At 33.1% G+C, this 23,699-nt stretch carries 15 protein-coding genes; all 15 read left to right on the top strand.

Going from position 1 to position 23,699, the window contains the following annotated elements:
• Positions 1 to 3 precede the first annotated feature (3 nt).
• The 15 genes from QLS71_RS03015 (at position 4) to QLS71_RS02945 (ending at position 23,646) form a co-directional block, all read left to right on the top strand.
• On the top strand, positions 4 to 363 hold the full coding sequence (locus QLS71_RS03015; RefSeq protein WP_308990439.1) for a hypothetical protein: 360 nt from the start codon (positions 4 to 6) through the stop codon (positions 361 to 363).
• Positions 364 to 886: 523 nt separating this feature from the next.
• Positions 887 to 1,198 carry a helix-turn-helix transcriptional regulator gene (locus QLS71_RS03010; RefSeq protein ID WP_308990438.1) on the top strand — a complete coding sequence of 104 codons (312 nt, stop codon included), beginning with the start codon at positions 887 to 889 and terminating at the stop codon, positions 1,196 to 1,198.
• Entirely contained in the window at positions 1,195 to 1,374 is a 180-nt protein-coding gene (locus QLS71_RS03005; RefSeq protein ID WP_308990437.1) for a hypothetical protein, read from the top strand. Before QLS71_RS03010 ends, QLS71_RS03005 begins: the two co-directional genes overlap by 4 nt.
• A gap of 6 nt (positions 1,375 to 1,380) precedes the next feature.
• Complete coding sequence (locus QLS71_RS03000; RefSeq protein ID WP_308990436.1) at positions 1,381 to 3,231, top strand: KTSC domain-containing protein; 1,851 nt, start codon at positions 1,381 to 1,383, stop codon at positions 3,229 to 3,231.
• 65 nt (positions 3,232 to 3,296) lie between these two features.
• Positions 3,297 to 4,493, top strand: a complete 1,197-nt coding sequence (locus QLS71_RS02995; RefSeq protein WP_308990435.1) for an SIR2 family protein — start codon at positions 3,297 to 3,299, stop codon at positions 4,491 to 4,493.
• On the top strand, positions 4,483 to 6,360 hold the full coding sequence (locus tag QLS71_RS02990; protein WP_308990434.1) for a helicase HerA-like domain-containing protein: 1,878 nt from the start codon (positions 4,483 to 4,485) through the stop codon (positions 6,358 to 6,360). The genes QLS71_RS02995 and QLS71_RS02990 overlap by 11 nt, the downstream gene beginning before the upstream one ends.
• 7 nt (positions 6,361 to 6,367) lie before the next feature.
• Positions 6,368 to 6,577, top strand: a complete 210-nt coding sequence (locus tag QLS71_RS02985) for a KTSC domain-containing protein (RefSeq protein WP_308990433.1) — start codon at positions 6,368 to 6,370, stop codon at positions 6,575 to 6,577.
• Positions 6,578 to 6,585: 8 nt separating this feature from the next.
• Positions 6,586 to 6,804 carry a hypothetical protein gene (locus tag QLS71_RS02980; RefSeq protein WP_308990432.1) on the top strand — a complete coding sequence of 73 codons (219 nt, stop codon included), beginning with the start codon at positions 6,586 to 6,588 and terminating at the stop codon, positions 6,802 to 6,804.
• 3 nt (positions 6,805 to 6,807) lie between these two features.
• A complete protein-coding gene (locus QLS71_RS02975) occupies positions 6,808 to 8,592 on the top strand; it encodes an AAA family ATPase (protein WP_308990431.1) in 1,785 nt (594 codons plus the stop codon).
• A gap of 2 nt (positions 8,593 to 8,594) precedes the next feature.
• A complete protein-coding gene (locus QLS71_RS02970) occupies positions 8,595 to 9,626 on the top strand; it encodes a hypothetical protein (RefSeq protein ID WP_308990430.1) in 1,032 nt (343 codons plus the stop codon).
• An 11-nt stretch (positions 9,627 to 9,637) separates the two neighbouring features.
• The gene (locus tag QLS71_RS02965) at positions 9,638 to 12,601 is read left to right on the top strand and encodes a DEAD/DEAH box helicase family protein (protein ID WP_308990429.1); all 2,964 of its coding nucleotides are present in this window, start codon (positions 9,638 to 9,640) and stop codon (positions 12,599 to 12,601) included.
• Between the two features lie 934 nt (positions 12,602 to 13,535).
• Positions 13,536 to 16,106: a helix-turn-helix domain-containing protein gene (locus QLS71_RS02960; RefSeq protein ID WP_308990428.1), complete on the top strand. Its 2,571-nt coding sequence runs from the start codon at positions 13,536 to 13,538 to the stop codon at positions 16,104 to 16,106.
• Between the two features lie 469 nt (positions 16,107 to 16,575).
• The gene (locus QLS71_RS02955) at positions 16,576 to 19,554 is read left to right on the top strand and encodes a TonB-dependent receptor (protein ID WP_308990427.1); all 2,979 of its coding nucleotides are present in this window, start codon (positions 16,576 to 16,578) and stop codon (positions 19,552 to 19,554) included.
• 12 nt (positions 19,555 to 19,566) lie between these two features.
• Complete coding sequence (locus QLS71_RS02950; RefSeq protein WP_308990426.1) at positions 19,567 to 21,198, top strand: RagB/SusD family nutrient uptake outer membrane protein; 1,632 nt, start codon at positions 19,567 to 19,569, stop codon at positions 21,196 to 21,198.
• 42 nt (positions 21,199 to 21,240) lie between these two features.
• Positions 21,241 to 23,646 carry a TIM-barrel domain-containing protein gene (locus QLS71_RS02945; RefSeq protein WP_308990425.1) on the top strand — a complete coding sequence of 802 codons (2,406 nt, stop codon included), beginning with the start codon at positions 21,241 to 21,243 and terminating at the stop codon, positions 23,644 to 23,646.
• The last annotated feature ends 53 nt before the right edge of the window (positions 23,647 to 23,699 follow it).

Here is a 23,699-nt window from a genome sequence, read left to right as displayed (position 1 = left end):
CTGATGAAAACAAAAAATAAAAAGCATAAAAAGGACAACAAAACAATGGAAAGAGTCTTTATGCTATTGAGCCCCAGAGAGCGCAAATACTATAGGAGGGAGGGCAACTCTGTTATGCAGGAAGTGACCTTTGAAGTATCAGACAATGGTGAACTGCGTTATATTATATCTTGCTTGTTAAGGACATGCATCTTGGCATTGGACAGTGAGAACGACTTTGCTTCACCTAGACTGAACAATTGCTCAAAGGATCTGACCATAGCCACTGTATTGGATTTGGTGGATAGTATATTGCCTGATGCACAATTGGCTAGCTACGACGCAATCGAAAAACTATTATTGTCAAAAAGTAAAGGACAGTGATAAAAATATTAAATTTAGAATGTTCCGAATAGATGTTGGCATTTCAATTGTTTTGCGTATTAAAAGCCCCAACATCTATCGAGCTAATACTATGAAGTGTTTTTGGAGAATTCTGCGCTAAAATTTGATTTATTAGTAAAAAATTTATTGATTTTATTGGCTTACGAGCGTTTTTCCGTGAAAAAAGATTAGAACTCTATTCATTTAGTCTCTATAAACAACTGAAAACTAAGGGGAAACAAATACGTGACACCGCTTTATCATGTTACCCTCTTGCTATTCCCTTAGTTCCATGTTACTAATTTTCTAGGAGACTTTATGGGTGGAATTTAACTTGATAGTAATTTATTATTAGGGAATACTTTTATTATTAGATAGCTATAACCTATCCAGCAAAACCATATAAGCAGACCAACAACTAAAGTTTAGCAAAATTGCCAATTTCCAGACCCACTGCAAGATGCTGAAAAGAATTCGCAAATAAGTGATGACAAATCAAAAATATTTTTTAATTTGACACAGTATGTCAACAAAAACAATAGGTGAAAAGTTAAGATGTATTCGAGAAGAAAAAGAGCTTCCATTAAGGAAAGTTGCTGCGTTGCTCGACATTGATGTAGCAATCTTAAGCAAAATGGAGCGTGGTGAACGAAAAATTACAAAAGAGGTAGTTCTGAAACTTGCGGACATATATGACTACAACGCAGACGAACTTTTGGTTTCGTTCCTAAGCGATAAAATTTTGAATGAAATTCAAGGTGAAGATTTAGGAATAGAAGCACTGAAAATAGCAGAGGAAAGAGCAAAATGTTTAAAAGCGAATAAGAAGAAATGAATATCCCTGATTTAGAAAAAATGTGGTCAGCATTTGCTGATATTCCATTTAATTTAGATGATGAAATTGAGTCGGATTTTTACTGTTGGGAAAAGGGAACATATCGTTTTGATATTTGGCATTGGTTTGATCAGAATTTACCAAACAGAATAGTGAAAGATTTTAATATGATTTAATAAATAATGGCATTACCCATAAACATAGATGAATTACTTCACGGCAATACGGTTGAATGGGATCGGATTGAGTTAAAGAAAGGATGGAATCCAGAGGATGTCATTCACTCTTTATGTGCATACGCCAATGATATCAACAATTGGGATGGAGGTTATGTCATCATTGGAGTTGAAGAAGAAAATGGGAAAGCCAAGTTACCACCTATTGGTTTACAGGTTCAAGAATTGGATGCTATCCAAAAAAAACTGATTGAACTGTCTCATAAATTAAGTCCGGTTTATATACCTGTTTTTCAGCCTTATTTGATGAACGAGAGGTATATACTGGTTGTTTTTGCTCCCGCTGGAGATAACAGACCCTACAAAGCTCCCATTAGTTTAAGCGAAAAAAGAACAGAAAGAGCCATGTATATTAAACGTGGTTCAAAAACGATAAAAGTAAAAGATGGTTCCGATGATGAAAGAAGGCTTATTGAACTCACGGCACGCATCCCATTTGATGACCGAATAAACCAAACCGCTACCTTAGATGATTTGAATTTGCGTTTGATTCAAAACTATTTAAAAGAAGTGATGAGCTCCTTATATGAAGAGAGTACAAAAATGCCATTCTCTGAATTATGCAGACTTCTAATGATAGCCAAAGGTTCAGACGAGCTACTACGTCCTACAAATGCCGGATTACTTTTGTTTAATGAGCACCCTGAAAAATTCTTTTCTGAAGCAAAAATCGATCTAGTTTTTCATAAAAATGAAGTTGGAAAAGATTATACCGAAAAGTTATTTATGGGATCTATCATCCAGCAGATTAGAGATGTTTTGCAGTATTTTAAATCAACTATTGTCGAAGAATTGGTGGTTAAATCAGCTAAGCAAGCGGAATCGATACGTTTCTTCAACTATCCTTTTCAAGCCATAGAGGAGGCGGTGGTCAATGCCGTTTATCATAAAAGCTATGAGCGACAAAACCCTGTTGAGATTCAAATTCATAAAGATAAAATTGAAATATTGAGTTTTCCGGGCCCTATGCCACCTATCAACCAAGCGATGCTGAATAAACAAAGAGTGGTCACTCGGGATTATAGAAATCGTAAACTAGGTGGATTTTTAAAAGAGCTGAAACTCACGGAAGGCAGAGGAACAGGATTGCCTATTATTCACAAAAGCTTAGCCGAAAATGGTTCGCCTCCACCTGTTTTTGAAACAGACGAAAACAATGCTTACTTTTTGTGTATTCTGCCTGTACATCCGCTTACGAATTCCATCTTAGGTCAGGAAAAGGAACTTAGAAGAGACTATGATAAAGTACTTGAATTCAAAAGTTTAAGCGATATTAATCCTTATCTTAGGCTCTCTGTCTCTGAAATTGGAGACAGAGACAAAGAAGCCATTCGAGATAGCATTACACCAAAAGCCAAACAGTTACTCCAATATTGCATAGAGCCTAAATCTAGGGAGGCTATTTTCGATAAAATTGGATTATACAATAACACCAAAAATTTCAGAAGCCATCTCAAACCATTAATTGATGCAGGTTGGCTTCAACTCACGCTTCCTGATACACCCACGAGTAGAGATCAAAAATATCTTAGCACTGCCCTTGGCAAACAATTACTATCAATTTTAAAAGAAGGTCACATAGGAAAATCAGAACGCATTCCCGTAGTGTCTTCCAATATTGCCTCAGTAGGCTATGATGCAGAAAAGAAGGTATTGGAAATAGAATTTCACCACGGAGCTGTTTATCAGTATTTTGATGTGCCGAAAAAGGTGTATGAAGATTTAATGGGGTCACCTTCTCTTGGCGCTTATTTTATGAATGAACTAAAGGATAAATTTAATTATCAAAAGAAATGAAACTTGCGGATAGTATTTGGAAGAAGTTGTCGGCGAGGAGATTAAATAGAAATAAATAATGTAGTATGACAACACACGACCCAATAAAACATATAAAGTTTTTAAGACAAACACTATCACAGGACAAGAAACCATTAGGTTTTTTTATTTCAGCAGGTTGTCCTCTTGCAGTAAATATGCCAGATGATAAATGGCCTTTAATACCTGATGTAGCAAAACTAACTCAGTTTGTTACAGATGAGCTAAAATCTAAAACGGAAGAAAAAAATAATTTTGATAAATTAATTGATGAAGTAATCTTATCAAATTTAAAATCAAATAATATTGAAGATATACTGAGCTTCCTTCGCGGGTTAAAGGAAGTCTCTGTTGGAAATTCTGTCAGGGGATTTACAAAAGAAAACTTGGTTGAACTTGAAAAAAATATTTGCGATAAAATTGTCGAAAAACTTGAAGTAAATCTCCCTGATAAAGATACGCCCTACCATAAACTTGCCCAATGGATTTCAATTGATAGAGAAAAACCAATTGAGGTATTTACTACAAATTATGATTTGCTTCTTGAAGAAGCTTTTGAAGATTTATCTATTCCCTATTTTGATGGATTTGTAGGTTCAAGACAATCTTTTTTCGATTTGCGTGCAGTAGAGGACAATTTAATTCCTAAACATTGGACAAGATTATGGAAAATTCATGGCTCTATAAATTGGTTTCAAAAGGAAAACAAAGAGGTTTATAGGTCGAGTTTAACAAAGGCTAATGGTGATTCATATTTGATATATCCTTCTCATTTGAAATATGAGCAAAGCAGAAAAATGCCATATCTCGCTTTAATTGATCAATTAAATCGATTTATTAGGCTACCTAACTCATTACTAATTATTAGTGGATATTCTTTTAATGATCAACATTTAAACGATACAATAATAAATGCTCTAAAATCTAACCCGAATTCAATGGCTATAGCCTTAATGTTTGATACTATGACCTACGAAAAAGGAGGAGAAATAATTGAAAGATATCCAGAGGCAATTGAAAGAGCAAAAAGGAGAAACAATCTTGCTTTGTGGAGCTATGATGAAGCAATGATTGGAACTGTTAGAGGTAAATGGAAAATATCAGATGATATTGAAGACGAAGATAACTTAGCAGAGTGTTATGATAAAAAAGTTCATCAGTTAAAATTAGGCAATTTTTCAAAGCTAGGCGATTTCCTTCAAGCACTTATTGGCGACAAGCAAACTAATTTAGATGAAAAATAATTCTACATATTTAGGAACAGTTCAAGATGTAACTGGTACAACCATAAGGGTAGCAATGGTTAATGATTCACTATCAGGTTTGACTTATGTCAACGGAGAGGGTTATCGAATTGGACAAATTGGGAGCTTTGTGAAAATACCTATAGGATATAATTATTTATTTGGGATTATTACACAAGTCGGTGCAGGAGCTGTACCTGAAAATCAAATTGAAAATCAACCTTATGGCAATAGATGGATTACGATTCAATTAGTTGGTGAAGGACAAAGAGCAGGCGAATTTCAAAGAGGTATTTCCCAATACCCAACTATAAGTGACGAAGTTCATTTAGTTTCAGAGGAAGATTTAAAAAGGATATACGGACAACCTGATAAACCTTATTTTGTGAATGTTGGGCATATAGCAGGTGCCGAATCTATTCCAGCATTAATTGATGTAAACAAACTAATAACAAGGCATTCTGCGGTTGTTGGAACAACAGGTTCGGGGAAATCTACAACTGTTGCAAGCTTATTAAATGCTTTATCAGATACAAAGAAATATCCGTCTTCTCGAATTTTAGTTTTTGATATTCACGGTGAATATGGTCAGGCATTAAAAGACAAAGCCAATATTTATAAGATAAATGCTGATAAAAGTGCAGGAAGTCTTGAAAAAGAACTTTTACTTCCGTTTTGGGCTTTAAGTTTTGAAGAATTATGTGAAATTAGTTTTGGTAAATTCAATAATGAAAAAGATCAAAATGTTATTCTAGAGAGAATTTTACAAGAAAAAATCAAAACAATTGAAAAATATCCGTGTAAGGGCATTAACAAAGACACTGTTAATATAGATTCTCCAGTACCTTTTAACTTAAATGAGTTGTGGTATGATTTGTATACAGAAACATTAGGTAGATTTTATAGAGATCGAGAAGGTTCACAATTAGAAAATCTTGCCTTTGAAACTGATGCTAGTGGTGATGAATTAAGAGGAAGTGGCAAAGAAGCAATTCCCCCAATTTTTAAAAAATTAAATCAGAATAATGCAAATGGTGAAAGGGTTCAACAGCTCTCAGATACAGTTTTAAATAGCAGTCAGCAATTACATTCTTTGGGGTCAAAATTAAGAATCCCAAGATATGACTTTATATTTAAGCCTGGAAAAGAGTGGACTCCTGAAGCAGATGGTAAAACCACTCAAGACATAGACTCATTAATGAAAGGCTGGATTGGAAGTAATAAACCGATTACAATTTTAGATTTATCAGGTGTTCCAATTACAATCTTGAATACGATAATTGGAGTTTTATTAAGGATTATCTACGATGGCTTATTTTGGTCTCGAAACCTATCTCAAGGAGGAAAGGAAAGACCACTATTATTGTTAATGGAAGAAGCTCACAATTATTTAAACTCTGAAGGAAGTGCTCTTACAATTGTCCAAAAAATAGTAAAAGAGGGTAGAAAATATGGTATTGGAACAATGATAGTAAGCCAAAGACCATCAGAAATAAATTCTACAATTCTTTCTCAATGTGGTACTTTCTTCGCTTTAAGACTTTCAAACTCTACTGACAGAAGTCATATTACAAGTGCTGTTTCTGATAACCTTGAAGGACTTACAAGTATGTTGCCGATTTTAAAAACTGGTGAAGCAATAATTTTGGGTGAAGCAGTAAAACTACCTATGAGAACAATAATTAGAGCTCCTTCAAAAGATAGACGACCAGATAGCCAAGACCCAATTGTTTTTGATGAAATTGAATCTAAAGATTCACTTCGCCCTGGCGGATGGGGTAATAAAATGGAAGAAGATCCAAATTATGAAGAGTTTATTGAAACTTGGAGAGCTCAAAACCCGAAAATTGAACGTATAATTAAATAAATATAAAATGGAAAGAAAACCTGTAACATCATCAAATATTGCCTCAATTGGATATGATGAAAACACTTCGACATTAGAGATTGAATTTTTGAATAATACAATCTATCAGTATTTTGATGTGCCTCAACATGTTTATGATGGGATAATGAGTGCTGATTCGCATGGGCAGTATCTAGCCCAGAATATTAAAGGAGTATATCGCTACTCTAGAGTTTAATATTTACAATGGAAAGATACAGAAATTCAGGAGGAGATTCAGGTGTCTCCTTCTATGAAATAGGTTCCGATTATATCATTGTAAAATTTTCAGGAACAGCTAGAACATATAGATATAGTCATCGAAAAGCTGGGCAAAATCACGTAGAGAATTTAAAACGACTTGCACAGAACGGTAGTGGTTTGAATTCATACATAAACCAATTTGTTAAGTTTAAGTATGATTAACATATGAAAATAAGTAATTTAAAAATTTCGAATTGGCGTTCAATAGTATATGAAGAAATATTTTTTCAAGATTTAATGATTTTTATTGGACAAAATAATCATGGCAAGTCAAATGTTTTGAGTTCTATATTGTTCTTTTTTGGTGAAATAAATCATCATTATCTTGATTTCAATGGTGATGCTGAAGAATTGTGGGTCGAAATTGAATTTTCTGAAATTTCAGAATATGAAAATACGACTTTCAAAAAATATGTTTCATCAAGTAATAAAATCAAAGTTAGAAAGACAGCTCTAAAAAATGGAAGCTTTTCATATAATGGTTACATTGAAGAAGCTACTGAAGATTGGTTAAAAGAATCTAAGATTTCTGACTTCAAAAAAAGAGAAGTTGCAGAAACTCTTCCATTAGTCAGTTTTTTGCCTATAAAAGGTGCAATTACAATTGAACAATTTAAAACAGCACAGAATGAATATATAATTACAAATATTGATGATATAAGTTTTAACCATGTTCTTGAAGAATCCAATTTCTTGGGATTAAAAAATGTTGCAAAAGGAAGTTTTGGTGATTTGTTTTTCATTCCCTCTGTAAAAAATGCTTCCGATGAATTAAACCCTAGAGGAAATACTTTATTTAGCCAGCTTTATTCTAGAGTCATCAATAAAATTTCTGAACATAATCCACAATTTAAAGAAGCTAAAGAGAAAATTATTCAATTAACCAAAATTCTTAATAAGACAAATGATGATGGTGAAATCAACGAAGATAGACCAAAAGATTTGGCGTCTTTGGAAAATTTATTAGATGAGGAATTAATAAGTTGGAACACCAAAATAGATATTCAAATTTCAACACCAAATGTTGATGATATATTCAGAGTTGGTGCAAATGTTTCAATTGATGATGGAATTAAAACTGATATTTCAAGAAAAGGTCACGGTTTACAAAGAGCTTTAATTTTTGCTTTAATTAAAGCATGGTCTAAGGTCATGAAGCAAGATAGGGAAGCCTTATTAAATGATAAAGATTCGGAAGTTTCTACTCGAAAATCTTCAAAATCAACATATTTCATTTTTGAAGAACCAGAATTATTTTTGCATCCACAAGCACAAAGAGAATTATTTTCATCACTAGTCAACTTGTCAAAAGATGAAAGTCAGGTTATCTTATGTACACATTCAAGTTCATTTTTAGATTTAGAATATCATAAATCTATATGTATAGTCAAGAAAGAAAATATAACAAATGGAACAAAAATTTTACAATATGTCAATGACATTTTTATAGAAGTTGATGAAAAGAAGAAGTTTAATTTAAGTTATTGGATAAATCCTGAAAGAGGCGAATTGTTCTTTGCTAAAAAAGTCATTCTAGTAGAAGGACAAACTGATAAGACAGTTATACCAATGATTGCTAAATTATTAGGTGTTTTTAGATATGATTTTACTATAATTGATTGTGGAAGTAAGAGTAATATTCCTTTCTATATTAATTTACTTAATAAATTTGGAATAAAATATTCGGCTGTTTATGACAAAGACCATCAAGTTAATAAAAATCCTGATGGATTGGCAACCGCAGATAAATCTTCAAAAATAATTGAAGAAAGTATAGAAATTTCTTTAGGTAAAACACATATATTAATTAATGATATAGAAGAAGAACTTGGAATGACTGAAAAAGTATCAAGCGGAAAAGCCTATAAAGCTATTAGTTTTGTATCTGATGAAAACTTCGTGTTAACTGATACTTTTAGACAAAAAATTATAGAAATATTTAGTGAGTAATAATGGCAACAATAAAAATAAATCAACAACTCAAACGTATAGAAATCAAAGAATTTGAAATCGAAAATCAAATCGTTTTCAATTACTTCGACAATCTTCCTGCAAGCGAAAGAGATGAAAAATTGTTAAGAGCCATTTACATTGGTGTATTGGCTTTAATGGAAGACCGTATTTCATCTTTTCTTTCAAAAACATCTAATGAGTTGGGAACAGAACTCGAAAGTTTAAAGATGATTTTTGAAATGAAGAAAGAACTTTTCTATAAATCAACAATCAAAGGAACATTAGCAGAGGATGAAGTCGCAGAATTCTTAAATCAATATTTTCTAGATAAGCGATTGAAAGACCGTGCATTTATAACTGGCAATACAGCAGGTAATTTGCCTAGAAATAAAACTGGTGATATTATCTGTGAAGTCAACGGAACACCCGATTTAAAAATAGCTATTGAATGTAAATTTGATAAAAGCGTTCGTTTAGGCGACATTGAAAGCAAAGACATTTTTACTCGTAAATCCGATACGGCTTGGAGTCAGTTAATAGAAACACAAGCCAACAGAGACAGCAAAGTGAGTTTGATTGTATTTGATATTTCATTAGTTGAAAACTCCGTTTTAAAGAGCTTTGAAAATGTAGGCTACATTCCTGGAGTTGGATTTGTTGCCATTATCAATTCACAAAAGGGAGATTACAGTAATTTAGTCATTGCCTATATGTTGGCTCGTGATATTGCTTTAAATGCCAAGGAAGTCGAACTCGATAAAGATATTTTGGCAATGATGGTAAATCGTATTATCAAAGATATCAACGAAGTATTGATCATAAAATCACTCGTTCAGAATAACATTGACAATAACAAAGCGATTTTAAAGCAATTGGAAAAATCCATCCTTTTAATGGAGTTCAACCAAGAATATTTGAAACGCTTTTTAAGTCAAGGAACATTAACTAAAAAAGACTTGCTCGACTTTTATTCAGGAGAAGATGTGAAGGATAAATACCGATTAATTGAAAAGGAAATTAATGAATTATAAACTTCCTTTCAATGAATGTCTCCCCTTTACCTCAAATTCAATTTTTCCGCTTCCTTTTCAAAGGTCGTGAAGATGTGTTTGCTGTTCGTTGGGAGAAAGGAAACAAATCGGGTTATATGCCAGCCTATTTTTATGATCCATATCGTCTTCGGGTTCATAAAATGAATGGTGGGACATTTCAGAATTTCACCGAAAAGTCTTATCTGAAATATACAGATGAACAGATCCAAAAGCATTTGGAGGGTTTTCATCATATTGGAATTTATCCTCTATTACAAGACAATACCACTTGGTTTTTAGTAGCAGATTTTGATAAAGCGAATTGGCAAAATGAAGCCGTTATTTTTCTTAATGCTTGTAAAGAAAAAGAAATTCCAGCCTACTTGGAGCGTTCTCGTTCAGGAAATGGCGGACACGTTTGGATATTTTTTGATAAACCATATCCCGCCATAAGAAGTCGCAAAATATTCATTTCAATTTTAGAACAATCGGGAGCGTTTTCAATGTTTGATAAAAGCTCCAGTTTTGATAGATTGTTTCCCAATCAGGATTTTCTTTCAGGTAAAGGCTTTGGGAACTTGATTGCATTGCCATTTTTTAAACCAACTTTTGAAAAAGGAAATAGCTGTTTTGTCAATCCCGAATCATTTGAGCCATTCACTGACCAATGGGATTTTCTGAAAAATGTTCAAAAGGTTTCTACGGATTATTTAGACGAACTGTACAAATCATTATCGCCTGATGTTCCGATAATAATACCGCAACCAACAAATGGAAAACTTAGCATTTCTTTAAACAATACGATACGAATCAGCAGAAATGGATTAACGCCATCACTTACTCATTTTCTGAAAGAAGAATTAAATTTTGCAAACTCTGAATTTTTCATCAAAAAGAAATCAGGAAGAAACACCTTTGAAACAGTCCGTTATTTTAAACTGATTGAGGAATCAGAAAGTGAAATTTTCATTCCTCGGGGATTTATCGGCAAGCTTTTACGATTTTGTAAGGAATCACAAATTGAATTTGATTTTCTAAATGAAAGAAAGCTAAAACCATCTATTCCTTTAGCGTTCAATGCTGCTTTGCGAAATCATCAACTATGTGTAATTGAAACGGTTTCAAAAAAGGATTATGGAGTAATAGTTGCACCGCCAGGTTCAGGAAAAACAGTTATTGGGTTGAAAATAATTGCGGATAAAAGACAACCTGCACTCATTATTGTTCACCGAAAACAATTATTGGAACAATGGACAGAACGGATTGAAGCATTTTTGGGTATTCCCAAAAGAGATATTGGTATTTTCGGTCAAGGGAAGTCAAAAATTGGTAAACAAATTACCGTGGCAACTATTCAGAGTTTACCAAAGCAAATAGAATCTGTACAAAATCAATTTGGAACTATCATTGTGGACGAATGCCACCACGTTCCTGCCGAAACTTTCAGAAATACGATTGAAAAATTACAAGCTTATTATCTGTATGGATTAACCGCTACCCCTTTCCGAAAATACAGTGATGGCAAAATGATTTTCACCCATTTGGGAAAAATCATTGCCAATATTCAACCCACTGAAATTGAAAATTATAAACAGGCGAAAATCATCATCCGCAACTCGGAATTAAATGTTCCATATAATTCTAAGACAGATAGTTTTGAAACATTGTCAAAAATTTTAGTTCACGATACTGCCCGAAACAAACTGATATTTGAAGATGTAAAAACAGAACTGAATCAAGGTAAGAAAGCGGTTATCATCACCGAACGAAAAGAGCATATTGATACGCTCTATTTGTTTTTAAAACATTCGTATGAATCCGTTACACTCAGTGGAGAAGACTCAGAAACTTCTAAAAAAGCCAAATGGAAAACATTACAAGAAGGGAATTTTCAGGTTTTAATTACAACAGGACAATATTTTGGAGAAGGAACAGATTTGCAAAATATTAGCTGTTTGTTTTTGGTCTATCCCTTTTCTTTTGAAGGCAAACTAATCCAATATATCGGCAGGGTGCAACGCTCGGAAATAAATCCGACCATTTATGATTATCGAGATTATAAGATTGGTTATCTCAACAAACTTTACTTAAAGCGAAATACGTATTATCGAAAAATTGACAAGCAGGCAACTTTGTTTGATGAACCAAAGGACGAAATCACAACTTCAAACCACGTTATAACCATAGAAAAGAAAATCAAAGTTCCAATTGAGGAATTGGAGTTTCATTACGGAAGTGTAGCGTTCAAATATTCAGTTGTAGAGATGAATACCGAACTTCAATTTCAGGTTGAAAATAATGAAATTAGACCAGAATTTGAGGTGCTTAAACCCTATTTTATCAAAACTCTAAAGTCAAAAAGTGTTGTTGTAGAATTGTTTGCTGAATTTGAAAACGGGAAATTGGTTTCTCAATTGGCACTATCAACTACTATTGACCGCATCAATAAAGAAGTGGTTGAGGGCGTGAAATTTCAGTTTCTAAATAAAAGATTGCTCAAACAATTCAGTCCCAAAAATCAAAACATTCTGACTTCTGATGAATTACAAGAGCAGGATAAAATTTATTCAAATGCAGAAGAGTTGTTAAATGAAATTCTGAAAAATAAGCTATACAAACATTCAGAACACATTCAATATTTAGCAGAAAGACATGAAAGGTCAATAATGAAAATTCGTTTTGTCCTCAATCCATTTTCATTCGTATTTCTGCTTGCAGGAGAGCAAAGTTATTTTGTTGTTTTGGAGACTTTGGACACAGAAGAAGCAACTTACATTTGGCATAGCCCGAAAAATAAATCATCATTAATAGATGAAGTAAAACAAATTGACAACCAGTTAACCGTTATTAGAGAAAAAGGAAGACAAGCATTTTTAGAAAATAGTCCAGAAAACTTTGCTAGAATTATGCACGATTATTCAGATAACAAAAAAGGATTTATAATATGGAAATCTGTATTAGAAGAGATAATTTAGTATAGTATACGGTGATTTATATATCACACAATGAGTGCTGTTTTTTCACACCAGTCTCGTCCTTAAAAGTTAATATTCAATATTTTTCATATTTTTATGATATCAAAAGAGAGCAAATTATATGTACAAAGTTCTTTTCTTGGTTTTAGAGTGCAATTAGGTGTGCATGAATAAATGAAAATTACAGAATAACAGTAATAATAGAGGAAAAGGCAGTTTCAATTTAAGCCTGCCACCCCGACGAACCTAGTCTTAGGTTATATAAAAACACTGTTAACTGTGTACAGTTTTCAGTGTTTTGATTTTTTATAATTTCATTACTGTATCAAAATTATTAGGGCACACCAGAATAACAACTACTCAAATTTATTCAAAAGAGGTAGAAAGAAAGGTTAGTGACGATATGGAAGCTTTAAAAGCCATTTATATTTAGAATAAGATAAGGGATTAAGCTTCATAACCCGAAGGGCACTATTTCGAGTCCAGTTCCCGCTACAAGAAGAGAATCCTCTAAAATAAATGATTTAGTTTTCCTAAACTTTTTTTATATCTACTTTAAATGGATTAAATTATCTTTGAAAGTGAAAATGCAAACGATTGCCCAAGATAACTTATGGGAATAAGCAAATCCAATACAGATTTTCATTAAATTGCCAGTACAGAAACAAAGCTTAGAGCTTTATGGGGTGGCGATTATTTGTTTTTAAGTTTTATATAACAACAACATGCATTGACGATCTCAACCAAAGGGGCTTTTGTAGGAAACCCTCGTTTTGGTAATGGTCGTATGGGATAATTTCAAATTCTATAATGTACTTGTAATACTGTGTACATAATGGGGTGTTTTTTGAGTATTTATACGTGTGGTAACACTAATTATCGGCAACCCTTTTATTTTTTTTATAAAAAGTTTAAATCACTTCATTATATTAGAATGAGCAAAAAATTAAAAAACATACTTCTTTTAATCCTATTACTATCAAACGTAGTGGTAGGCCAGAATTCAAATTTTACGTTTTCTCGTTTAAATGCCACTCATGGTCTTAGTGATAATCAGGTGAGATTTATTCTTCAGCTTGTTGATGGTCGAATGGTTTTTACTACAAACGGAAATCTTAATATTTATGATGGTTTTAAATTCCAATACATACATCGTAGTGATAAGGATATAACAACCCTAAAAAAATATGATGGGCATTATCGTGTTTATCAAAGTAAAGACTCCTTACTGTGGATAAAAGATCAATACAAATTAATGTGTATTGATTTAAAGATAGAACAATATATACCCGAGCCTAATAAAATTTTTAGAAGTAAGGGTGTGACTTCTACGATTCTAGATTTCTTTTTGGATGACTATAAGAGGATGTGGTTACTGACTGAAAATGGACTAATACAACCTGAAACCAATACTTTAATTAAAAATATATCTGATGGGGGAAGACTTCAGGATTTGGGTAGCGATAAGAATTTCTTGTATCTTTTTTATCATACGGGAGAAGTTATTTGCTACGATCTTAATACACAAGAAAAAGTTTATGGTGCAAGTCCTTACGCTCTAAGTGAAGTACAATATTTTGATAGAACCTCTATGGTTGTTAAAGGCAAAGAGGGATTTTATCAGCTTCGAAATGGATACAAGGGCGGTTTTTTCTACTTTAATCCAAAAACGAAGAATTGGAAAACTATACTAGAAACCTCTTATACTTTAAATACACTGGTAATTACAAATGATGAGAAGGCTTACGTGAGTAGTTTAAAAGGGATTTGGGAAATTGATGATAAAAGAGGTGTTAAGAATTATTTTCCATCGCTAAAGACCATTGATGAAGAGGTTGTAGATACAGATATCAGCACCTTGTTTTTTGATCAGCAAGGGGCCTTATGGATTGGCACTAATAATCGAGGATTATTATATTACCATCCTTCCCGATTTAGTTTTCAAAAAATTGGAACCTCTTATTTTCCTAATTTAACTTCAAAAGATTTAAGTATTTGGTCTTTTGCAGAAGATGAGTTTGGTAAAATATACCTGAAATCAAATTCAGGTTATTATCAATATCATACCACATCCAAAGACAGTACCTATTTAACCTCTATATATGTAGAAAATTTGTCTAGGGAAGTTATTGAACAATTAAATAGAAGTGAAAACAATATTTATAAGAATAAAACTTACAACACTTTATTTTCAGATAGTCGCAATTGGGTTTGGGCTGGAACATCGGATGGGTTAAAACTTTTTACACCTGAAGATCAAACAGGAAAAACTTTTCATGTAGAAGATGGCCTTGTCAATAACTCTGTATACGCAATAATTGAAGATAAGCATAAGCAATTATGGGTTACCACAAGTAATGGTATTTCTAAAATTAATGTTGATACAAATTCTCAAGAAATCTACTTTACTAATTTTAATTATTTTGATGGAACGCTCTCTGGGGAATATTTAAATTCTTCCGCCCTTGAATCTAAAGATGGGACTTTGTTTTTTGGAGGAATTGATGGGTTTAATACCTTATCTCCAAATCATATTTCTGTACCAGATTTGCCCTTTAAACCTCTTTTGAGATCTATTAGAGTCCATGGAAATAAAATAGAGCATCAACGTATATATGGAAAAAAAGTTCTTTTATCACAGGCGACTCCTTTTGTTAAGGATATTACACTTAACTACAATGATAACTTTTTAGCATTCGACTTTGCATCCCTTAATTACATTAATCCAGAAAAAACTTATTATCGTTATCAGATGGAAGGCGTAGATGAAGATTGGGTTGCCCTGCAACCAGGTCATGCATCTGGGAAACTCTTAACTATTAGCTATACAAATTTAGAACCAGGAGCGTATTCTTTAAATGTTATGTCATCAAACAAAGTAGATGTATGGCAAGGAAAAGCCCATAAAATTGATATTACTATACAGCCACCATGGTGGAAAAGTACAGCTGCTTATATTAGCTATTTAATAGCCTTTATTCTAATAACTTCAGGAACATTATATTTCTATCTTAGGTATACTAAAGAGAAAATAGAGCAGCATCATAGGGAGGAAATTCTTTTATTAAGAATACGTAATTTAATTGATCAGCGCAAAGCTTTTGAAGACATCCAAGAGAAACAGGAAGAAATAGGTGATTCTACTGCAGAAGAGCAATTTCAAAAGCCTGCCGATATTGCTTTTCTTAACAAGGCTATTGAATTTGTTGAGAAGAATATAAATATTCCAGGATATACTGTTGAAGAGCTTAGTAGCGATTTAAATATGGAACGAACTGGGCTATATAAAAAATTGACAAAACTACTAGAAGAATCACCCAGTCTATTTATAAGAAACTTAAGATTAAAAAAAGCTGAGCAATTATTACTTGAAGGCGATTTAACCATTGCCGAAATTGCAGATCGAGTAGGGTTTAGTAGTTCTAGCTATTTAAGTAAATGTTTTCGTGAAGTTTATGGGTATAATCCTTCAAAGTACACTGAAAACGCAAAGAAATCAACCTGAGTGTTATTTGTTTCAACATAGTTATTACTTCTTTACTTGTTGATTTATAGATATTTGTCCTAATTAGTTAACGTTTTATTTCATCATCTTAAAATTTTTCAACTTTAGTTTTAATGTTGTTCTATTTAACGAGTATATGTTGATTTTTATTAAAAATGGAACATATAATTGTCTTAAGTATTGAGAAAATATAAATCTTAACTAAATCAAATTTCATATAGTTTCGGATCTATAATTTTATTGAATAAGTACCAGTATAATAGTTATGAGGTATTTGGTAATAATTATATGAAGAGCCAAAATTATAGTTTAATCATAAATGAATTAGACTATAATATAAAGAGGTGTAGATTATTTTAAAAGGGGTACTTAACCAATACCTATAATTCAACCTCAAAAGTATAGAGCATCTATAATTGATTATGGAGGTTTTATATTCAAAAATGTCAACTTTAAATACTATATAAGAATGCAGCAAATAACAACAATTATTAAGCTAAAACGAAATCGATTTTGTTCGTTTTTAATCTTCACTTTTTTTCTTGTATTATCAGGATATGCTCAGGAAATTAAGATATCTGGACTGGTTACCAGTGCTATAGATAACATGCCGTTACCCGGTGTTAATGTTATAGAAAAAGGCACATCCAATGGTAATATAACAAATTTTGATGGAAGTTATTCCATCAAAGCATCTTCAGAAGCAGTTCTTGTTTATTCCTATATTGGGTTTAAAACACAAGAGATTAAGGTAAGCAGTCAAAGCAAAATTGATATTGCGTTAATTGAAGATGTAGAATCTCTTGATGACGTGGTAGTAGTGGGGTATGGTACTCAAAGAAAAGAAGATGTAACAAGTGCTGTGTCTTCAGTAAAGTCAGATGAATTTGTAAAAGGTAATGTCAATGATATAGGCCAGTTACTTCAGGGAAAAGTGGCAGGTTTATCGGTTTCTATGAATAGTGGAGATCCTCGTGCAGGTTCTCAAATACGTTTGAGAGGTACTAACTCCATAATAGGTTCTAGTAGCCCTCTTATTCTTATTGATGGAATTCCAGGAGATTTTCAAACGGTAGCTCCTGAAGATATAGAGTCTATTGATGTTTTAAAAGACGGGTCGGCTGCTGCCATTTATGGTACCAGAGGTACAAATGGGGTAATATTAATAACAACTAGAAGAGCTAGTGGGTCTTATACAAACCGAGTAGATTATTCGGTAAGTGTAAGTACACAGGAAATTGCAAACCGATTGGATGTTTTATCTGCTGATGATTATAGACGTCAGATTGAACAAGGAGAAAGAGATCCTAGTCAGGATTTTGGAAGCTCAACAAATTGGTTAAACGAAATGACACGCACACCATTTAGCCAAGTACATAATTTAACTTTAAGAGGCGGCAATAGCAAAACAAATTATATAGCTAATATTAATTACAGAGGTTTAGAAGGGGTGTTTTTAAAATCAAATAATAAAACATTCTCAGGACGTATAGACATCAATCACAATATGCTTGATGATAAATTGAAATTTAATTTTGGAATGATAAGTCGTTCGCAAAATAACACAACGACTACAGATCAAAACTATACTTACAGGCAAGCATTAATCAGAAATCCAACAGAGCCTATTTATGATGCAGAAGGAAACTGGTTTGAACGCCCAGGGAATTTTGATTATGAAAACCCTTTGGCTCGTATTTATGAATCTGATGGAGAGGAACGGTCTTTATTTAGTAGGTATAATACGAAAATAACTTATGAACCTGTAAAAGGTTTAAAGCTTAATGCATTAGGTTCTTTAGGTCGTTATTATCAAACGCGAGGTTATGCTGAAACTAAAAATCATATATCTAATGTAAAAAACGGTTTGAATGGATTTGTTTATAATGGAACCAGAGAAACTCAGGAGAAATTACTCGAGTTAACTGCACAATATTCCGCATCTATAAATAAACACGCTTTTACATTTTTAACGGGATATAGTCATCAAGAAAGTTACTATCGGGATTATTCAATGACAAATAGAGATTTTCCAACTGATGAGTTCTCATATCATAATATTGGGTTAGGTAATGGCATAAATGAAGGTGATGCTTCAGTAGGAGGCGAAACATCCAAATCAAATTTAATAGGATTTTTTAATAGGTTAAATTATAATTTTGATAATAGATATTTATTTATGGCTAGTGTACGTCATGAAGCTGCTAGTCAATTATATCGTACTGAAAAACCATGGGGGACTTTTCCAGCTGTTTCGGCAGGATGGAGAATTTCAGAAGAATCGTTTTTAAAAGATGTTGATTTTATTTACAACCTTAAATTAAGAGCGGGTTTTGGTGTTACGGGTACACCTAATGGGAGTGCCTTTGGTGCGGTTCCGTTACTAGGGTTTGGCTCGTATTTCTACTACAACGGCGAATGGATAAGAACATTGGTTCCCTCACAGAATGCAAATCCTGATTTGAAATGGGAGGAAAAACGTGAAACTAATTTAGGGCTCGATTTTGGGTTTATTGATAATAGAATTAGTGGAAGTGTAGATTATTATGAACGTGATATAAACGATTTACTATATGATTACTCGGTTCCTGTGCCTCCAAATCTTTATCCTACAACTCGTGCCAATGTTGGGAAAATGAAAAATAAAGGTTTAGAGATTGCTTTAAATTTTATTCCAGTACAGAATGAAAATTTTGAATGGACATCAAATTTAAATTTTTCTACAAACTCAAATAAGCTGGTAAGTATTTCTAACGATTTATATCAATCAACCAACGATTTTTTTACAGCAGGTGGTACTGGCTCACCAATAACAACCTTTACCCATCTTGTTAAAGTAGGAGAAGCTGTTGGTAATTTTTATGGTTTCAAAGTAACAGGTATTGATGACGACGGTTTATGGATTTATGAAACCCCAGAAGGGGAAACGCAAAGTTATGATGAGTTTAATCATAGTTTTGAAGATAAGCAGGTTTTAGGTAATGGCCTTCCAAAATATTATGCTAATTGGAATAACTCATTCAAGTATAAACAGTTTGATTTAACAGTTGCAATGCGTGGTGCATTTGATTATCAAATCTTAAATTTTGAACGTATGTATTTTGAAAACCCTTCCATTCAGCAGTATAACAGGCTAACCTCGTCTGAAGATCCGATTTTTGGTAAAGATGTAGCATTAAACGCTCCAGAAGAGTTTACCAGTCATTATATAGAAGACGGAGATTTCTGGAAGATAGACAATATTACTATAGGTTATAATTTCGATAAGATTGGAAAGCATATTAAATCAGCTAGGTTGTCTTTTTCAACATTAAACACTTTTACATTTACCAAATATTCAGGTATAGATCCTGAAGTAAATAGAGGAGGGCTAGCCCCTGGGAATGATGGTCGTGATAAATACCCAACAACAAGAACATATACTTTGGGATTAAATGTTTCTTTTTAAAAAATAACTGTGATGAAAAATATTAAGAATTTATATAAAATTACGATGTTGTCAGTATTATTACTAATAGCATCTTGTACAAGTCTTGAAGATACAAATTATAAAGATCTGATAGCTGATGAGTTTACACCTACGTCAAGTGATATAGCAGCCTTAGTTAGTTCTGCTTATGTAGATTGGAGAAATACAATTTTACTATGGAATGGTATATGGAGATCTCAAGAAGTAACGGCTGATGAGGTTGTTATTCCAGCACGTCCTAATGGATGGGTTGATGGTGGAGTTTACAAACGTTTACAACAACACAGATGGACAGCTGACGATGATCCTGTAAATCAAGGTTGGTCAAGAACTTATAATGGAATTACTAATTGTAATAAAATTATATTTCAGATTGAGTCTGGGTATGTGCCACTCAAGGAAGAACAGTTAGCCTCTTCAATAGCAGAATTACGCGTGTTACGTGCATCTTACTATTACTTATTATTAGATTTATATGGTAATGTACCTATCGTTACACAATTTGATGTTCCTGAAGGGTTTTTGCCTGAGCAATCTACGCGTAGTGAAGTTTATAACTTCGTAGTTTCTGAAATTACGGAAAGCCTAGATGATCTTGTTGAGAATTCGAGTGCAGAAATGTATGGAAGATTTAATAAGTGGGCAGGATATTCTTTATTGGCTAAAGTGTATTTAAATGCAGAAATTTTTAGTGGTACTCCACAATGGCAAAACTGTATAGATGCATGTCAGGAAGTAATAAACTCAGGAAACTATATTCTTGAACCTAATCAGAAAAATGTATTTGTTACAGAAAATCAAAACTCTAAAGAAATTATTTTTGCTTTAGCTATTGATGATAATTATACGACAGAGTGGAATACATTTGATCTTCATTTGCAGACCCTACAGCCTGCAAATCAAGCGACTTATGATTTAGAATTAACGCCTTGGGGAGGTATGGCTGCGATTCCGCAATTTATTAGTTCGTTTGATTCGGAAGACAGTAGGTTAACTAATAATTTTATTTATGGGCAGCAATATGCGTCTTCTGGTGAAATGCTAGAAGTTCAATTAGGTTCACTTAATGGAGACCCTCTTAATTATATAAATGAAATTCCAAGTATTGATAGGTCAGAATCAATTCATGGATATCGTTTTGGGAAATTTGAAATTGAAAAGGGAAGTTCTAATATTTTAAATAATGATTTTCCTGTGTTTAGATATGCAGATGTGCTAATGATGAAAGCAGAAAGTTTGCTAAGAACACAACGCGAGGCTGAGGCAGCAACTATTGTTACACAAGTTAGAGAAAGAGCTTTTAAATCTAACCCTAGTAAAGCAATTGTTACTGGAGCAGAACTTTTAGGAGGAGCTGTCTATGATTATGGTTTAAGAGACGAAAACAATACCACAAATGAAGGCGGGAACGATATTCCTTTTGGTCGTTTTCTTGACGAACTGGCATGGGAGTTTAATCAAGAAGGCCATCGTAGACAAGATATGATTCGATTTGGCGTGTTTACAACTAAATCTTGGTTTTCTCATGCTCCTACAGGAAATCACAGAATCCTTTTCCCTATTCCGCAACAAGCCTTAAATAATAATACGAATCTAGATCAAAACCCTGGATATCCAAACTGATTTATAAATAAGCAGTTCAAATTAATCATTAACTAAAAAATTATGCATTTTAAATTATTTTTATTTATTTTTTTCTTTTCAATTCTTTCTATTCAAGGGCAGAATACGTATGTTAAAACGGAACATGGCCTTAAAGCAGAAATAGATTCTCTTGTAATCGAATTACAATTCTATACGTCAAAAAATGTGCGTGTTTTAAAATCTAAAAAAGGATTTGATTTTGAAAAAAATAGCCTTTCTGTTATCGCAGAACCTAAACAAATTGAATTTAAAATAATAGATGCAGATGCACATACAGTTACAATTTCTTCGGATGATTTAATAGTAGCTCTAGATTTAGTTTCCGGGGTTGTGTCATTTCAAGATATAAAAGGAACTTCTCTTTTAAAAGAAAAAAGTAATGGAAGCCATTTAGATCCAAAAATGGATGTAAATGAGCCATCTTTTCGCGTAAAGCAAGAATTTCAACTTGATAAAGACGAGTTTATATATGGTTTAGGCCAATTTCAAGAAGGTAAAATGTCACAACGCAATCAAAAATTGTTTATGCGTCAGGATAACAAAGAAACTGTAGTCCCTATTATTCAGTCTAATAAAGGTTATGGTGTTTTTTGGGACAATTATGCGCCTACCACCTTCTATGATAATCCTGAGGTAACTTCTTTTGATTCTGAAGTGGGAGAACTCATAGATTACTATTTTATGTACGGTAAAAATGCAGATGGTGTTGTTAAGCAAATACGCACGCTTACCGGTGAAGCTCCTATGATGCCTTATTGGACCTTTGGTTACTGGCAGAGTAAAGAGCGTTATGAAAGTCAAGAAGAGACCGTAGGCGTTGTAAAAAAGTATAGAGATCTAGGTGTTCCTATTGATGGTGTCATTCAGGATTGGCAGTATTGGGGAGATAATTACAACTGGAATGGCATGACCTTTGGCAATCCAGAATTCCCCGATCCTGAAAAGCTAACTAAAGAAATACATGATTTAAATGCACACATAATTATTTCGGTATGGGCTTCTTTTGGTCCTGAAACAACTCCTTTTAAAACATTGAAGGACAAGAATATGTTGCTTGATTTTACTACCTATCCTGAGCGTGCGGTAAATTATTGGCCTGCAAAGCCAGATGACCCCTTGGCTGGCGTAAAAGTATATGATGCTTATAACCCCGAAGCGCGTGATATTTACTGGGATTATTTAAATAAAGGCATTTTTTCAAAAGGAGTTGATGGCTGGTGGTTAGATTCTACAGAGCCAGATCACTTGGATATTAAGGATAAAGATTTTGATACCCAGACCCATTTAGGTTCTTTTAGAAAAGTACGTAATGCGTTTCCGTTAATGACTGTGGGTGGTGTTTATAAGCACCAGCGGGAAACAACTTCAGATAAGCGTGTATTTATATTAACCCGTTCTGCATTTGCTGGTCAACAGCGTTATGCTGCCAACTCGTGGTCTGGTGATATTGTTTCTAACTGGAAAACTTTAGAAAATCAGATTTCAGCAGGGCTAAATTTTGTCTCCGCAGGTATACCCTATTGGAATACAGATATAGGTGGCTTTTTTGCTTGGGAATACCCTGAAGGAATTAAAAACCCTTCTTTTCAGGAATTATACGTAAGATGGCTACAGTATGGAGCATTCACTCCTATGATGCGTTCTCACGGAACTACAACTCCAAGAGAAATTTATCAACTAGGAGAACGCGGTGACTGGAATTTTGATGCCGTAGAAAAATTTATAAATCTACGTTACAGGTTACTACCTTACATCTATTCAGAATCTTGGCAAGTAACTTCAAATGCTTCAACATTAATGAGACCTCTATTTATGGACTTTTCAGAAGATACAAAAGCTCTTGACTTAAATGATGAGTTTATGTTTGGAAAATCGATACTTGTAGCACCAGTTACAGAGGCGATGTATACCGAAGGAAAAAATGATTCTTTAGCGACATTTGATAAAACAGGAAGCCGTAAGTTGTATTTACCAGCTTCAACAGAGTGGTTTGATTTCTGGACAGGTGAGAAATTTAATGGGGGTCAGGAAATTGAAAAAGAAGTGCCTATAGACATCATGCCATTATATGTAAAAGCAGGTTCTATACTTCCATTGGGTCCAAAAGTACAATACGCAAATGAAAAATTAGGCCCTATAGAAATTCGTATTTATCCGGGTGCAGATGCTCATTTTACTTATTACGATGATGAGCGTGATAATTATAATTATGAAGAAGGTGCTTATGCCACAATTGAGTTTACTTGGGATGATTCTAAAAATAAATTAACTGTGAGCGATCGCAAAGGAGATTTTAAAGGTTTACCTAAAAATATTGAATTTAAAATTTTAAAAGTTCAGGATAAAAATAGTTCAGGTATTTATCCTTCAACAACCAAAACAAACTTCTTATATACAGGGAAGTCTAAAACACTACGCATTAAATAAGTGCGGAGTGCTAGTAACCAACTAAAAACCAATCTATGAAATATGATTACATC

The sequence above is a fragment of the Mariniflexile litorale genome, from assembly GCF_031128465.2.
GTDB lineage: Bacteria > Bacteroidota > Bacteroidia > Flavobacteriales > Flavobacteriaceae > Mariniflexile > Mariniflexile litorale.
Note: the sequence above shows the minus strand (reverse complement) of the source record. Positions and strands in the feature narration are given on the sequence as shown.

Bases quoted from the DNA above. Each gene is read 5' to 3' on its own strand.
- QLS71_RS03015 (WP_308990439.1), top strand. From the start codon at position 4: ATGAAAACAAAAAATAAAAAGCATAAAAAGGACAACAAAACAATGGAA.
- QLS71_RS03010 (WP_308990438.1), top strand. From the start codon at position 887: ATGTCAACAAAAACAATAGGTGAAAAGTTAAGATGTATTCGAGAAGAA.
- QLS71_RS03005 (WP_308990437.1), top strand. From the start codon at position 1,195: ATGAATATCCCTGATTTAGAAAAAATGTGGTCAGCATTTGCTGATATT.
- QLS71_RS03000 (WP_308990436.1), top strand. From the start codon at position 1,381: ATGGCATTACCCATAAACATAGATGAATTACTTCACGGCAATACGGTT.
- QLS71_RS02995 (WP_308990435.1), top strand. From the start codon at position 3,297: ATGACAACACACGACCCAATAAAACATATAAAGTTTTTAAGACAAACA.
- QLS71_RS02990 (WP_308990434.1), top strand. From the start codon at position 4,483: ATGAAAAATAATTCTACATATTTAGGAACAGTTCAAGATGTAACTGGT.
- QLS71_RS02985 (WP_308990433.1), top strand. From the start codon at position 6,368: ATGGAAAGAAAACCTGTAACATCATCAAATATTGCCTCAATTGGATAT.
- QLS71_RS02980 (WP_308990432.1), top strand. From the start codon at position 6,586: ATGGAAAGATACAGAAATTCAGGAGGAGATTCAGGTGTCTCCTTCTAT.
- QLS71_RS02975 (WP_308990431.1), top strand. From the start codon at position 6,808: ATGAAAATAAGTAATTTAAAAATTTCGAATTGGCGTTCAATAGTATAT.
- QLS71_RS02970 (WP_308990430.1), top strand. From the start codon at position 8,595: ATGGCAACAATAAAAATAAATCAACAACTCAAACGTATAGAAATCAAA.
- QLS71_RS02965 (WP_308990429.1), top strand. From the start codon at position 9,638: ATGAATGTCTCCCCTTTACCTCAAATTCAATTTTTCCGCTTCCTTTTC.
- QLS71_RS02960 (WP_308990428.1), top strand. From the start codon at position 13,536: ATGAGCAAAAAATTAAAAAACATACTTCTTTTAATCCTATTACTATCA.
- QLS71_RS02955 (WP_308990427.1), top strand. From the start codon at position 16,576: ATGCAGCAAATAACAACAATTATTAAGCTAAAACGAAATCGATTTTGT.
- QLS71_RS02950 (WP_308990426.1), top strand. From the start codon at position 19,567: ATGAAAAATATTAAGAATTTATATAAAATTACGATGTTGTCAGTATTA.
- QLS71_RS02945 (WP_308990425.1), top strand. From the start codon at position 21,241: ATGCATTTTAAATTATTTTTATTTATTTTTTTCTTTTCAATTCTTTCT.